Origin of the sequence: Metasolibacillus sp., assembly GCF_025291715.1 — a bacterium.
GTDB classification, from domain to species: domain Bacteria; phylum Bacillota; class Bacilli; order Bacillales_A; family Planococcaceae; genus Metasolibacillus; species Metasolibacillus louembei.
In genome coordinates, this window is record NZ_JAMBIZ010000002.1 from 15,416 (window position 1) to 30,160 (window position 14,745).

Annotated in this window: 12 protein-coding genes; 6 read left to right on the forward strand and 6 right to left on the reverse strand. The window is 39.3% G+C overall.

Going from position 1 to position 14,745, the window contains the following annotated elements:
- Nucleotides 1–34: 34 nt before the first annotated feature.
- From M3Z76_RS01760 to M3Z76_RS01780, 5 genes are all read right to left on the reverse strand, one after another.
- Entirely contained in the window at nt 35–1,834 is a 1,800-nt protein-coding gene (locus M3Z76_RS01760; protein ID WP_293920380.1) for a dynamin family protein, read from the reverse strand.
- Nucleotides 1,835–2,059: 225 nt separating this feature from the next.
- Nucleotides 2,060–3,724 (reverse strand): sensor domain-containing protein, encoded by a 1,665-nt coding sequence (locus M3Z76_RS01765; RefSeq protein WP_293920383.1) that lies wholly within the window; start codon nt 3,722–3,724, stop codon nt 2,060–2,062.
- 321 nt (nt 3,725–4,045) lie between these two features.
- Entirely contained in the window at nt 4,046–5,038 is a 993-nt protein-coding gene (locus M3Z76_RS01770) for a cyclophilin-like fold protein (protein ID WP_293920386.1), read from the reverse strand.
- Nucleotides 5,039–5,049: 11 nt separating this feature from the next.
- Nucleotides 5,050–6,114, reverse strand: a complete 1,065-nt coding sequence (locus M3Z76_RS01775) for a PQQ-dependent sugar dehydrogenase (RefSeq protein ID WP_293920389.1) — start codon at nt 6,112–6,114, stop codon at nt 5,050–5,052.
- Between the two features lie 12 nt (nt 6,115–6,126).
- Entirely contained in the window at nt 6,127–7,287 is a 1,161-nt protein-coding gene (locus M3Z76_RS01780) for an MFS transporter (protein ID WP_293920392.1), read from the reverse strand.
- A gap of 119 nt (nt 7,288–7,406) precedes the next feature.
- Between M3Z76_RS01780 and M3Z76_RS01785 the strand changes: the two genes are divergently transcribed.
- Both M3Z76_RS01785 and M3Z76_RS01790 read left to right on the forward strand, forming a co-directional pair.
- Nucleotides 7,407–8,282 (forward strand): LysR family transcriptional regulator, encoded by an 876-nt coding sequence (locus tag M3Z76_RS01785; RefSeq protein ID WP_293920395.1) that lies wholly within the window; start codon nt 7,407–7,409, stop codon nt 8,280–8,282.
- A 193-nt stretch (nt 8,283–8,475) separates the two neighbouring features.
- Nucleotides 8,476–8,748: a DUF1450 domain-containing protein gene (locus tag M3Z76_RS01790; RefSeq protein WP_293920397.1), complete on the forward strand. Its 273-nt coding sequence runs from the start codon at nt 8,476–8,478 to the stop codon at nt 8,746–8,748.
- 144 nt (nt 8,749–8,892) lie between these two features.
- On the opposite strand, the gene M3Z76_RS01795 is transcribed toward M3Z76_RS01790, so the two are convergent.
- Nucleotides 8,893–9,882: a YhdH/YhfP family quinone oxidoreductase gene (locus tag M3Z76_RS01795; RefSeq protein ID WP_293920400.1), complete on the reverse strand. Its 990-nt coding sequence runs from the start codon at nt 9,880–9,882 to the stop codon at nt 8,893–8,895.
- 106 nt (nt 9,883–9,988) lie between these two features.
- Here M3Z76_RS01795 and M3Z76_RS01800 point away from each other — a divergent pair, with 106 nt between their 5' ends.
- The 4 genes from M3Z76_RS01800 to asnB all read left to right on the forward strand — a co-directional run bounded on the left by M3Z76_RS01800 (nt 9,989) and on the right by asnB (nt 14,721).
- On the forward strand, nt 9,989–10,411 hold the full coding sequence (locus tag M3Z76_RS01800) for a MarR family winged helix-turn-helix transcriptional regulator (protein ID WP_293920403.1): 423 nt from the start codon (nt 9,989–9,991) through the stop codon (nt 10,409–10,411).
- 4 nt (nt 10,412–10,415) lie between these two features.
- Nucleotides 10,416–10,652, forward strand: coding sequence for a hypothetical protein (locus M3Z76_RS01805; protein ID WP_293920404.1), 237 nt, complete (start codon nt 10,416–10,418; stop codon nt 10,650–10,652).
- Nucleotides 10,653–10,865: 213 nt separating this feature from the next.
- Entirely contained in the window at nt 10,866–12,452 is a 1,587-nt protein-coding gene (locus M3Z76_RS01810; protein ID WP_293920406.1) for a catalase, read from the forward strand.
- Nucleotides 12,453–12,894: 442 nt separating this feature from the next.
- Entirely contained in the window at nt 12,895–14,721 is a 1,827-nt protein-coding gene (gene asnB, locus M3Z76_RS01815; protein WP_293920409.1) for an asparagine synthase (glutamine-hydrolyzing), read from the forward strand.
- The last annotated feature ends 24 nt before the right edge of the window (nt 14,722–14,745 follow it).

Here is a 14,745-nt window from a genome sequence, read left to right on the forward strand (position 1 = left end):
TTTCGCATATGTAAGGGAGTTTATCAATGTATTGTTATGACATCAGCTTTGCAGGCAGCTCCGGTAGCTCTGCTGATACAACGTCTGCTTCTGTTAAATGGAGCGGCTGTAATTTATATTTTGAATCGAAGTCACATTTAATAATCGTATGCTCATTTAATAAAGATGGCATTTGTTCATTTAAATGCTCATGCGGCAATAATAATGTCGAAATTGCATCAATTGCTGTGAGCGTTTCTTCTAGCTGCTCTGATGCTAGCAACGTATTCTCTGCCTGTAAAAATGGACGAATCGCATCGCGTACAAAGTTTTGTGCCTCAATAATGCACGTAAATTCGTTTAATTTATCGGAGTATGATTGCATAAATGTGCGCTCTTTTTGTTGCTGTCTGCTTATATCATTTACTTGCTGTAAAATCGCCTTTAAACGAGCCGCTGCAAGCTCTGTAATATGATTTTGCACCGCATAAAGCTGATTAAAAATATCGTTTTCCTTTTCTTTAATCATCGCAAATAGCTCTGCACAACGCTGTTGCAATGCATCAAGTCGCTCAATTTGCTCCTTGAAAAGGTCGGATAATTCCACGCCATTTCGCAAGCCTTCCCTTAAATCGATAGCGTATGTTTTTTCGAACTGCTTCTCAACTTGTGACAGTAGCTGCATATATTCTGTATGCCCTTTGCGATAATCGCGCACCGCCTCTTGATAAGCAATCGCCTGCGCTTCAAATTGCTCAATCGTTTCATCGCGTAAATAAAGCTCCGTCGCTAAAACTTGTAATAGCTGATACAATGTCTGAACAGATTTCAATACTTGGCTTGCTTGCTTATAGTCCTCTTCGAATGCAGCTAATATAGCTTTATCACGTTGCTGTAATGAAAATTCTACATTAGCTTCCTCCACATATTTTTTCACATTCGTCAATGCAGATAAATAAGGATCACGTTCTGGAATCATTTGTAATTCACTTAAAAAGCGGCTTAACCACTTGCTAAAGCGTTCAGCGGTGTGCTGCGATTTTTTAGCAGGGTCGTTACCTACTTCCTTTATAAGTTGTGTAAGCTGCGTTATATTGGAATCAATGAGTAGCTGTGTATTATTTGTTTTTTTCGCTTCAATTGCTTGTATTGCGGAAACACTAATCATTTTTTTACATAGTTCGCCGTATCTTGCAAGCTCTCCCTTGACAAAGTCACTTGCTGCGATGCCACGTTGATCAGTAGCATTAACCACGAAGTATGGCTTAATATTTTGCTGATTCATGTTTACTAATAAATTATATTCCTCTTCCGTTGCTGGTGAGCCATTGCGCAATACCCAAAAAACCTCCTGTACACGCTCTAATATAATGCTTGAAAAATAAGCAGTATTTTCCGCCCCTGCCTGCAGGCAAATCGTGTCCACAATTGTAGCATGCTGCAATAATTCATGCTGAATATAAATCTCAATATAATCTAAATGCTCACGAATAATTTGCGCACTAAATGTATCCCCAGTTGTCAATAGCTCAATCTTATCGAGATCAAATGTAGCAATCATTCCATCTAAAAAATAGGCCTTCATACATTCACGTTCACCATATTTAATAAATGTATTGACACTTGTTGGATTTTTTGTGCTGACAGACAGTAGCTCTCTCCCCAATAAGGCATTAATTAATGTCGTTTTCCCTACGCGTTCCTTCCCTAAAAAAAGAATCGCCTCTTTTTCCTGCGCATCTTCAATAATTAGCTTTAGACGCTTCGTTGTGTCCATTATATATGTATTTTGCTCTAGCATAACATGCAATGGCTTCATGCGCTCAATCAGTTGATGTAATGAATTTTGTTCCACTTCTCCATTCCTCTCTATCATGGTGACGCAACCCCCATAGTAAATCTTATTTATTTCTACCTTTAATGATAAGTCTATTTTGCTTAAAGATAAAAAAGCAAAAAGACCTAAATATTTACTTCACACGCTATAACAGTATGATTTTTATAGTAAAATATACATATAATAATGGTAGGGAGGATTTTTTTGAGAGTTAGTTGTCTGAAAAAACGCTTTTTCAGACAACTAAGTGCGGAATGTTAATTTATGTGTTTCATAATAGCTAGCAGGTTGCGGCTTACCTAGCAAGTAGCCCTGAAAGTTGTCACAGCCCTGCTCAATTAAATAGTGCATCTGCTCTTCCGTCTCCACGCCTTCTGCAATCGTTGTGAAGCCTAGCTCATGCGCAACATGAATAATGCTTTTAATAATTGTCTTGTTTTTATCTGATGTAAGACATTTATCAACAAAGCTTTTATCGATTTTAATGCAATTAATCGGAAAATTGGTCAAATATTTCAGGCTTGAAAACCCTGTTCCGTAATCATCTAATTCTACTTCCATCTCAATATCTCGCAATTTTTGAATGATGGCTATAACATGCTCGATATTAGAGCTAGCAACCCTTTCGGTAATCTCAACTTTCACAAAATAGGGAGGAACTTGATAAAGCTCACATAATTCTAGTAAACGAGCGATAAGCTTTGTATCAAAAAATTGGCGCAATGATAAATTAAATGAAACTTTAATCGACTCATTTACCGCTTGCTGTAGCCGAGCAAAATCATTTAGCATTAGCTCAAATAAAACGTAGCCTAATGATGTAATCAAACCTGTCCGCTCTGCTAATGGAATAAATTCCGATGGTGAAATAAAGCCTAACTCCTTATCTTCCCAACGAACTAGCGCCTCAAAGCCGATTAGCTCACCTTGTCCCGTCCATTGTGGCTGATAATACATCATAAAAGATTTTAAGCGAATTGCTTCAAACAATTTGTTTTTTAATTGCAGACTTTTACGTGAATTTTCTAGCATATCCTGATGGAAAAAAGCATATGTATTTTTTCCATTCTTTTTCGCTTGCTCAATCGCCATGCTAACAGCATGAATCAAATCATAAAACGTGTGGGCATTTTCAGGGTAACAGGCAACACCGACACAAAATGTAATATAATAACCACCATCTAAATAAGCAATTGGCATTTCAAAAGCTTGAAATAGTGCTTGGACATGCCTTGCCATTTGCTGGGGCCCCACTGAGCATAATAAAATGAATTCATCTCCGTATGTTTTCGTTAAGGTGATTGGCTTATCTTCACAAAATGCTAGTAAACGTTCTCCTATTGCCTTTAAAATATCATTAGCACAGTCCGTTCCTAAGCTTTCATTAAAGCTTTTAAAATCATCGATATTAATTTTCACTAAATAAAACGGCTCATTTTGCTGAATTTTGTGCTCCGCCATTTTCTTCAAAAAGACATGGTTTGGTAAGCCTGTTACCTCATCATAAATTAATCGATTTTCTAGCTCTAATGCTAACAGCTTTTTGTCTGTAATATCATGACGAATCGCTATATATTGATATGGCTTGCCATGTTCATTACAGGAGGGCACAATCGTTGTATCAACCCAGTAAATAGAACCGTCTTTCGCTCGATTGCATATCTCGCCTTGCCATGTTTCACCAGTCTTAATTGTGTTCCACATATTTTTAAAAAACGATGAAGGGTGGTAACCAGAATTAATGACACGATGTGTCTTGCCAACAAGCTCTTCCTCTGGATACTTGGATATATCGCAAAATTTTTGATTCGCATATGTAATACGTCCAGCAGCATCTGTTATGGCTAATATTGTTGTCGAATTTAATGCCATTTGGATATCATATACTTGCTTCAGCATCTTCTCCATCGTTCTCACCTCGATATTTTATCAATTCCTTATAAGAACTAATATAGTAATCATTTCGATATTTATCGTCAATAAGGCTTTTGCCTTAAAATAAGTTATGCCTTCAAGCAAAGGGGAAAACTCGATTTTTCTTTCTATATTATCATGCTTTCATGCCCTCCTTTTAGATTATTTGCATTTCCGATAAAAATTTTTTCTTCCTTGAGCATGACTTTGGTGGCAACTTTACAAAATTGGCACAATATCGCGATAGCTTGAGGGACTAATACATAAAATGAGGGCTGTTCACTTTGAACGCCCCCTTTAGTCAATATACTATTTTTATTTTTCCTCCACTCGCTCAATTGTCACGGTAAATTCCCCTTGCATTTTGGCGAATTTTTCTAAGCCTGCCTCTACTTCTCCAAGCTTAATTAGCCCACTGGAGTAACCAAAATCTTGATAAAACAATGCTAAATTCCCCCAAGGTGCATAATAGGCTAAATCCCCTATTGCTGGGTCTATCCCTGCCCCTGTTGCTGCTGTCGATAATTTTTTCGGCAAGTAGCTAATTTTTTCAGTTCCTGCATAATCTGCAAATGTTAATGTAAGCGGGAGCGCTGCAATCAAATCTTGCGTTGCGGCATTTTGCTCTAATTTAACGAGGACTTCCTCATTGTTAAAGCGCAGCTTGATTTTAGAAGCACTCGCCTCCTGTATGTAAACAGGCGGGTCGATTTCAATTGGCGCTGGAATTAACGACGGTGTTTCCTCTTGTTCTATATTTAATATGCGATACAGCCAGATTGCGTAATGTGCTCTCGTGACCGTTGCATCACGCTGCCAATCACCTGTCATAATACCGCGTGCATATAATGTTGCGACATAATCCTTCGACCAATGCGTACCTTCGCCTTGCACTAACTCAAACTGAAATGCCAAACATAAAATTTTCGCAATTTGTGCATGTGTCAACGCACCTGTTGGATTAAATTTCCCTTCAAAGCCATCGATAATGCCTGCACGATAAAGGCGTTGAATATCGTTATAATATGGGTGATTGGTCGGCACATCTGTAAAGGTAGCTGCTGGTCTGATTGGCTCCAATGGCAGTACATGTGCTAGTAATTTTGCTACATGCTGGCGTGAAATGCCTTGCTCTGGCTTAAATGTACCATCTAAATAACCATTAATAATGCCTTCCTTTTTCATTGCCATAATTTCATTGTAGCCAGCATGTGTTTTCGGCACATCCTGAAAGGCGTGTGCTTGTATTGGAACAATGAGTGCTGGTGTTGCGATTGCAAGTGTAGCCATTAATAATTTATTACGCATATATATCCTCCTTATTTTAGCTCGATACGATATAGCTTATCGTCATTTTCTAATGGATTACCACGACCATCCGAGTTATTGCTAATGAAATAAAGGGTAGCCCCTTCAATCAATACATCGCGAATGCGCCCTAAATCTGTCACGACTTCACGTGTTTCATTTGTTGCTAAATTAAATTGCAATAGCGCTGTGCCTCTTAACGCAGCTACATATAAAGAGTCATGGTAGTAGCCCATACCCGATGGCGCCCATGTAGTATCACTACCAGAGGTGAAAAGAGGTGATACTAAGCCATCTTGTGTTTCATTTCCTTCAATAATTGGCCAGCCATAATTTTGCCCTGCTTCAATTCGATTGATTTCATCATTAGCGCTATTACCATGCTCACTTGCATACATCGTGCCGTCTGGCGCCCAAGTGATACCTTGTGGGTTGCGATGACCATAGCTGTAAACATAAGAGTTATCGAATGGATTATCTGCTGGAATCGAGCCATCGAAGTTTAGCCTTAAAATTTTTCCTCCTAATGAATTGACATCTTGCGCAATATCGCGGTTAGAAGCATCACCTGTTGTGGCATATAGCTTGTCGTCTGGACCAATTTGCAAGCGTCCACCATGATGATAGGTGCCACTTGGAATTTCATCCAGCAGTAGAGTTGTCTCCTTCCATACATCTCCGCCTAATTGCAGTACAACAATTCGATTAAACTGCTCCCCTTCATTTTCGTACGTATAGTAGGCATACGCTTCATTGGATTGTGCAAAGTCGGGCGCGAGCACAAAGCCAAGCAGCCCTGCCTCAGATGCGGTTGAACGCTCCTTTTCTAGCTCCACACGCTGTGTCACCATCTCATCTTTTGTAATTTTAATAATATTTCCCGCTCTCTCCGTTATAAAAAAAGTATCATCAATTTTGCTTATTGCCCACGGTGCAGCTAAATTTTCCGCAACAATCTCAATTTTTTGAGCCGTGTCTGGTAGTTGCTGCTCAACCGCCGTATTTTGCGGCTTGTCAGCTGAGCAGCCAACAAGTAAAGCCGATGTAATGAAATAGGATGCTAGCCATTTTTTCATCTTCATTCCCCCTTATGCTTCTGTTGTTTTGTACAATGTATTGCGCAATACAATACAAATAAATCCGATAATTAATGCAAGCATACCTACAAATAAAATATAATGCATACCGAATTGCGCAATAATAATGCCTGCAATGCTTGCGCCAATCGTTGTTCCTAAATTACACGATGTTAAAAATAAACCATTCGCAAAATCTGGTGCTTTTGGCGCTGAGGACATCATCCAATATTGATTAATATTGCCACCAACACCACCTAAAATGCCCCAAATTAAAATGATAATCGCTGTTGGAATGACCAAGTCCACTGCAAAGAAGAAAACGATATATAGCCCAAATAGTATGACAGGATATAGCACAACCGTCCGAATTGGATTAATCGTTAGCAATTTCCCTGCCCACACATTACCGACAATGTTCGCCAGCCCATAAACGAACAGCATCACGCTAATGATATACGGCGACATATGTGTCACCACATCTAAATATTCTGCTAAATAACTATAAATGCCAAATACTGCGCCATTTAAAAACGTTACAGCGAGAATTGACAACCAGGTAATGCCCTTTGTTAAAATTTTTAGCTGTGAGCCGTAAGAAAGTCTTTCCTGCACAGGCATTGAAGGCACGAACAGTAGCGTCATAATTAGTGCAAAAATGTTCACAACTGCAAAAAATGCTAGCGCAATTTCCAATGTAAACGTATTAGCTAAAAAATTCGATACCGGCACGCCAAGCACCATCCCTGCAGACACTCCTATAAATACTTTCGCCACCGCCTTCGGTGCTTCCTTCACCGAAACTGAAGTTGCTGCTACAGATAAAGCCATTGATACATAAACGGGGTGGAAAAAAGCGGGAAGCACACGCGCAACTAAAGCAACCGTGAAATTTGTTGTAAAAATGGAAATGATATTACCTATAATAAAAATAACAAGGACAGCCACCATCACCGTCTTGCGATTAATACCTGAAAACACTAAAGGTAATGTTGGACCTGCAATCGCAATTGCCAATGCGAAAAGGCTCACCGTTAGCCCTGCCTGCGACACGTTAACATCGAAATGCTCTGACAGCGCTGGCAAAATACCGATATAGCCCATCTCGGTATTTAAAATGCCGAACACACCGACCGCTAATATAAAAATTAATAATTTTTTAGAACCCTTCATCGAATCAATCATCTCTTTCTTTTTTGTTAAATTCATTATAAAATGCTAGCATAAAAATAACCAATGCCTATATTGAATGATTTCATATAACAAAAAGGCATATAAAGGAGATGTTGTTTTTGGATATACGTGTCTTGCGCTATTTTATCGCAGTAGCTACACAGGAAAATATATCGGCTGCTGCTGAGGCGCTACATTTATCACAGCCTACATTATCGAGACAATTAACCAATTTAGAGGAAGAGCTAGGCACTACGCTGTTCATACGAGGCAATCGCAAAATTTCATTAACAGATGAAGGTATGTTTTTACTTGAACGCGCAAAGGAAATTGTTGATTTAGTTGATAAAACTGAAGCCAATTTTAATCACCCCTCTGACATTGTCAGTGGAGAAATTTATATTGGTAGCGGTGAAACAGAGGCGATGCATTTCATTGCAAAAACCATCAAAAAAGTTGTCACACATCATCCAAATATTAAATTTCATTTATATAGCGGAAACGCAGACGACATTACAGTGAAACTGGATAACGGCTTGCTGGATTTTGGCGTTGTCATCGAGCCAGCAGATAAGCAAAAATATGATTATGTGCGCCTACCTGCTACAGATACATGGGGCGTGCTAATGCGCAAGGACAATCCACTTGCTAACAAAACGGTCATACAGCCAAAGGATTTATTAGATAAACCGTTGATTATTTCAAAGCAAAGTGCAGTGAGCAACGTCCTCTCAGGCTGGTTTGGCGCAGCAGTTGAAAATCTGCATATTATCGGCACATACAATCTACTGTATAACGCCTCTGTCATGGTAAAGGAGGATATCGGCTATGCGATTTGCTTAGACAAGCTAATGGATACTTCCGAGGAGAGCGACCTTTGCTTCCGCCCACTTCAGCCGAAGCTTGAGGCGAGGCTCGATATCATTTGGAAAAAGCATCAAGCGTTCTCAAATGCTACGAAAGTATTTTTGAAATATTTAAGGGAGAGTCTTTAAATCTAGGTGAGTTCACCTGTAAAGTGCAAAAGATTTTGTGACTGCTACAATACATCAAGAAGCTCACCCAATAATATGAGTAGCTTTTTGTCCAGATTGTGAAAACGTAGGCAATAATTCATTCATTAGTTGTATAGCCTCTTGTAACAAAGTAGTCTTAAAATGAAGATAACTAACAAAAAGAGGTATACCAATGTTTAAAAAACTTTTCCAACGATCAAAGCCGCAGCAGCTAAAAAATCAAGTTGAGCTCTGCGTATCAAATCGCATTTATGACAGTGAAGAAATCGATACACTATTAGCCCGTGAGGATATTGATATTCACGAGGTAGGCTGCAACTCGCAATGTGAAACGTGTGACCATCACTATTATGCCATCGTGAACGGTGAGACTTTAGCAGCAGATAGCGCATCTGAATTATTGCAGCAAATTGACGAGGAATTAACGCACAATTCGGTTGTCTAGCGTTTATTCTACGTTTTCAAGTTTTTATTCTACCTTTTCAGAAATTTATTCTACGTTTAGCTTAAGGCGCCCTGCTTTAGGCTTTTTTAATAACTTTAAGGCATAGAAAAAACAGCCAACATTTCAAGCTGGCTGCTCCTTTAACTATCTCATTTTAATAATCGTTCTTCCTAAATGCTGTCCATTTTTCACTGCTTCAATCGTTTCTGGCACTTCCTCAAGGGGAATTTCTCGCGTTAATGTTGTCGCACTAATATTCCAGTCTTGCGCAATTTTTTCCCAAATTGGTGCACGCTTTTCAATCGGCACATTGACGGAATCAATGCCTAACAGATTAATGCCTCTTAAGATAAATGGTAGCACATTTGTTGCTAATTGTGCCCCTCCTGCATGCCCACACATTGTCATGCTTCCACCATAGTGAATTTGAGGAATAAGTGCTGCTGCAACCTGACCACCAACCGTATCTAATACATAATGATATTTCGCTGTATTTAATGACTTTTGAGAGTCTCCTATGTCTGCTGCAAAAATAACCTCTGTAGCCCCTAAAGCTTTGGCTACATCTACTTGATGCTCTTTACGAACAACTGCTGTAATATTTGTATAGCCAATTTTTGATAAAATTTGCAGAGCGACACTGCCTACGCCACCCGTTGAGCCTGTCACTACAATTTGCGGGCTACTGCCAACAGACATGCCATGCTTTTCCAATGCCATAATAGATAATGCTGCAGTAAAACCAGCCGTTCCGAAAACCATCGCATCCTTTAACGTCAGCCCATCTGGTATAGGCACAATCCAATCAGCAGGAATGCGCGCATATTGTGCAAATCCTCCAGTATGCCTTACTCCAGTGTCAAAGCCTGTCACAAGCACCGCTTGCCCTTCGAAAAAGCGTTCATCTGTAGAATGAACAATCGTTCCACTTAAATCAATCCCTGGAATCATCGGGTAATCTCGCACTACGCCACCGCTTGCTTGCACAGCTAACATATCCTTAAAGTTCACTGAGGAATACGCAATCTCGATGACTACCTCCCCAGCAGATAAATCGGAAAGCGATACATCCTCTAGCTTATACGTCACTTCATCGTTCATTTTTCTTACAACAATAGCTTTAAATAATTCCATAATAACCCTCCTTAATTCTCACTCAGAATAATTCTGTAACAAAAATATTTTCATACCGAAGATACCATGCTATGATAAATACTGTCAAGTGATGGAGGTGAATGACTTGAAATTAGATGAATGTATTAACTTTTTATTGAGTGTAGCCCAGCATAAAGTACACAAGCATTTTAACCATCAGTTAGAAAAATTCGACATTACACCAGCCCAATATGCCGTATTAAATTGCTTATGGACGGAAGGGAAAATTACCCCTAAAAGAATTGGTGAGTTACTTTATTTAGAAGCACCTACTGTTTCAGGCATATTAGATAAAATGCAAAAGATGAATTTAATTGAGCGTGAAATCGACCCCACTAATCGCAGAAACGTGTTCGTCACAAGCACAGAAAAAGCAAATCAACTGCGCAGTAACATTGAGGCAACTAGCATAGAAATGAATGAAAATGTACTACAAAAGCTGAGCGAGGAAGAAATAGCCGCTTTGAAAAAGGGGTTGGCTGCGGTCATTAAGGCTGAATTGATTTAAGAGATTGCTTTTCTATTCTAATCCCGAAGAATATTCATACCGCGATTCCCAAAATGCTTGGGTAGGTGGAGATGCTTACAATTACATCATTAATGCAGCCCAAGCCACCGCCTTCTTTGTATTATTTGCTGCCTTTTTCTTAGCATTTATCCTCATAAGAATTGGCTTAAAATTGCAAAGCGTTGACAAGCCTGCTGCCAACATTAATTTTGAAAATAAATATGATACACTTGATAAATAGTAGACCTCATTATTACTTAGATAATTACCATTTTACTTAGGACTAGCCTCCTAGTATTTATGAAGCTAGTCTTTTGGCATGATAAGGTCCCCTATATACTGCGAAAGCAAGCCCCTCACTTTCTTTAAAATAACATCGCTCCTTTTTATTTAAATGTCTAGTTTGTGCCAATAATGGACAATATAAAGTTATCTACTAGAAAGGAGTTATACGATGACAAAGCAAAACGATTCGACAAATCCAGAGGATATGACTTTAACCAATCGGCAAGGGCATCCGATTACGAACAATCAAAATTTACGAACTGTTGGTAATCGTGGTCCTGCGACACTTGAAAATTACGATTTTTTAGAGAAGCTTAGTCACTTTGACCGCGAAAGAATTTCTGAGCGTGTCGTGCATGCTCGTGGTGCTGGTGCGCATGGTTATTTTGAAACATACGGCGTTGTTGGTGACGAGCCCATTTCTAACTATACACGTGCAAAAGTCTTTCAAGATAAGGGCAAGCAAACACCCGTATTTGTGCGTTTCTCTACGGTAATTCATGGAGGTCATTCCCCTGAAACACTGCGAGATCCACGAGGCTTTGCAGTAAAGTTTTATACAGAGGATGGCAACTGGGATTTAGTCGGCAATAATTTAAAAATCTTCTTTATTCGTGATGCCATTAAGTTTCCAGATATGATTCATGCCTTTAAGCCTGATCCTATTACAAATATTCAAAGTGTGGAACGCTTTTTTGATTTTTGTGCGAGCTCCCCAGAAACTTTCCATATGGTGACATTAGTCTACTCACCTTGGGGTATTCCAGCGAACTATCGCATGATGCAGGGCTCTGGTGTCAACACGTATAAATGGGTAAATCATGAAGGCAAGGCGGTGCTTGTGAAATATCATTGGGAGCCACTACAAGGCATTAAAAATTTAACACAAAAAGAAGCGGAAGAAATTCAAAAGGACAATTTCAATCATGCCACACAGGATTTATATGATGCGATTGAACGGGGAGAATATCCTGAATGGGAGCTCTATGTTCAAATTATGGAGGATGGTCCACATCCTGAGCTTGATTTTGACCCATTGGATGATACAAAGCTTTGGCCAAATGATCAGTTTCCGTGGCATCTTGTTGGCAAAATGGTATTGAATAAAAATCCTGAGGATTATTTTGCTGAGGTGGAGCAGGCAACGTTCGGCACTGGTGTACTTGTCGATGGCTTAGATTTTTCTGATGATAAAATGTTACAAGGTCGCACGTTCTCCTATTCTGATACACAGCGTCATCGCGTAGGGGCAAACTATTTGCAGCTTCCAATTAATGCGCCGAAAAAGCATGTTGCCACAAATCAAAGCGGCGGGCAAATGATGTATAAACGTGATTTAGCACCTGGGCAAAATCCACATGTTAATTATGAGCCTTCCATGTTAAATGGCTTAAAGGAAGCCACACAAAGCGGCAAAGAGTATACGCCATATGTCGAAGGAAATCTTGTACGTGAATCAATTGATCGTCAAAGTAATACAAAGCAAGCTGGCGAAACTTATCGCAATTTTGAGCAATGGGAACGCGACGAGCTGCTTGCCAATTTAATACGTGATCTATCGACTTGTCATATTGATATTCAAAAAGCCATGATTGCTTTAGCAGAAGAAGCGGATGAGGAATACGGTCGCTTACTGAAGGAAGGCTTACAAAAAGCTCAAAGCGATGCTAATGCTTCCAAACCGCTTGGTAATACGAAGGGTGATAAAGCCCCACAAGATGCGATTAATAAAGGGCATGAGGCAGAGCCTTATTAAAGGCCATCTTATTATGAAAAATATACTAAAAAACGACGCAACTATCCGATACTAGATAGTTGCGTCGTTTTTTTTGCTGTCTATTTGATAGGAGCATGTGTATAGCTAATCTAGTGTGTTGATCGGTTATTAAAAGTTTAAATGTACGGCATCAGCAAATTGTTATCTATACCTTCCCGAAAAAGATCTAATGATGAAAATAAAGCTAATACTTCATAAAAGTAGTTTCCCCTTTCAAATCAAGCAGTTGACCAACAGCATAGTTTTTAGGCATAATACTACAGTAAGGATTAAAATAAGTACTGCGTATGGATGATTCCATTATTTATGTTTTTAAATGAACAGAAGCAATTGCTTCTGTCTAAAGTAGCCTGACTATTATTATTTGACATATAATCGAAGTACACATTTAAATAGAGATTTTTAAGGGAGATTAATAAATATGTGTGGATTTACTGGATTTATCGGCGAGGTGGACAATTCACCAGCCGTTTTAGAAAATATGATGAATCAAATTATTCATCGTGGACCTGATAGTGGTGGACAATTTAATGAAGGGATTGCCAATCTTGGCTTCCGTCGTTTGAGCATTATCGACTTGGCACATGGCTCACAGCCTTTATTTAATGAAGATAATTCGCTTGTGTTGATTTTTAATGGGGAAATTTACAATTTCCAAACGATTCGTGAGGATTTAATTGAAAAGGGGCATGTCTTTACAACACAGACAGATAGCGAGATTTTATTGCATGGTTATGAGGAGTATGGACCAAAGCTTGTGCAAAAGCTGCGCGGGATGTTTGCGTTCGTTATTTGGGATCGCAATAACCAAAAATTATTTGCGGCACGTGACCATTTCGGGATTAAGCCGTTTTACTACGGGCAAATGAATGGTACGCTGTTTTTTGGCTCGGAAATTAAGAGCTTTTTACCGCATCCACATTTTACGAAAGAGCTTAATAAACAGGCATTAAAGCCTTATTTAACGTTCCAATACCCTGTTTTGAATGAAACGTTTTTCAAAGGCATTTTCAAATTGCCTGCTGCTCATTATATGACATATGAAAATGGACAGCTTACAATTGAGCGCTACTGGGAGCCAAGCTATGCGCCTGAGGAGCGCCCATTAGATAAAATTATCGAGGATATTGATGATGCGGTGCGTGAGTCTGTTGCGGCACACACGATTGCAGATGTAAAGGTCGGTTCATTTTTATCAAGTGGTGTGGATTCAAGCTATGTGGCAAGCGTGCTACGCCCTGATAAAACGTTTACGGTTGGCTTTAGCGCTGAGAACTTCTCTGAAATTGATAATGCAGTTGAATTATCAAAAGAGCTTGGTATCGAAAATGTCAATGAAACATTGAATCCAGATGAGTGCTTTGCTGATTTAGGTAAAATTCAATATATGATGGACGAGCCACATTCGAATCCGTCGATTGTACCCCTTTACTATTTGGCACGCTTAGCACGTCAGCATGTAACTGTTGTTTTATCTGGTGAAGGTGCAGACGAATTATTCGGTGGCTATGATGAATATACAGACACACCAAATATGAAAAAATTCAAAAGCCTCCCTTCTCCAATTCGTGCTTTAGCAAATATTGCCGGGGCAATTATGCCAAACAGCAAAATTGGTGGCTTAGCAAGACGTGCAAAATTGCCTGTTGAGCAAACATTTATCGGACAAGCGCGCATTTTTGAGGAGCATGAATCTGCAGCAATTTTAACAGATGATTTCAATAATGCTCCTTCTGTTCAAGATATCGTTAGCCCTTACTATAAAAAATTCCAAGGGCAGGATGATGTAACGAAGAAGCAGCTGTTAGATTTAAATTTATGGATTGTTGATGATATTTTACTGAAGGCGGATAAAATGTCGATGGCGCATTCGATTGAATTGCGTGTACCCCTTCTTGACCGTGAAATGATGGATGTAGCGGCATCTGTGCCAACACGCTATCGTGTCAATGAAGAAAATACGAAATATGCATTCCGTCAAGCAGCGCGTGAGGCACTGCCAGAAGCGTGGGCAAATCGTAAAAAAATCGGCTTCCCTGTACCAATTCGCCACTGGTTGCGCGATGAGAAATATGTCAAGGAAGTACGTGCACTGTTTAGCAGTGATATTGCTGCACAATTTTTCGATCGTGATAAAATTTTAGCATTGCTGGATTCACATATTGCAGGAACAACAAATAGCCAGCGTAAAATTTGGTCCATTTACATGTTCCTTGTTTGGTATAACGAATACTTTGTAAAGCAATAATTTTTTAGAAAGGATGACTGCGAA

Coding starts and splice junctions, on each gene's coding strand:
- M3Z76_RS01765 (WP_293920383.1), bottom strand. CDS start 3,724: ATGGAGAAGATGCTGAAGCAAGTATATGATATCCAAATGGCATTAAAT.
- M3Z76_RS01770 (WP_293920386.1), bottom strand. CDS start 5,038: ATGCGTAATAAATTATTAATGGCTACACTTGCAATCGCAACACCAGCA.
- M3Z76_RS01775 (WP_293920389.1), bottom strand. CDS start 6,114: ATGAAAAAATGGCTAGCATCCTATTTCATTACATCGGCTTTACTTGTT.
- M3Z76_RS01780 (WP_293920392.1), bottom strand. CDS start 7,287: ATGAAGGGTTCTAAAAAATTATTAATTTTTATATTAGCGGTCGGTGTG.
- M3Z76_RS01790 (WP_293920397.1), top strand. CDS start 8,476: ATGTTTAAAAAACTTTTCCAACGATCAAAGCCGCAGCAGCTAAAAAAT.
- M3Z76_RS01795 (WP_293920400.1), bottom strand. CDS start 9,882: ATGGAATTATTTAAAGCTATTGTTGTAAGAAAAATGAACGATGAAGTG.
- M3Z76_RS01810 (WP_293920406.1), top strand. CDS start 10,866: ATGACAAAGCAAAACGATTCGACAAATCCAGAGGATATGACTTTAACC.
- asnB (WP_293920409.1), top strand. CDS start 12,895: ATGTGTGGATTTACTGGATTTATCGGCGAGGTGGACAATTCACCAGCC.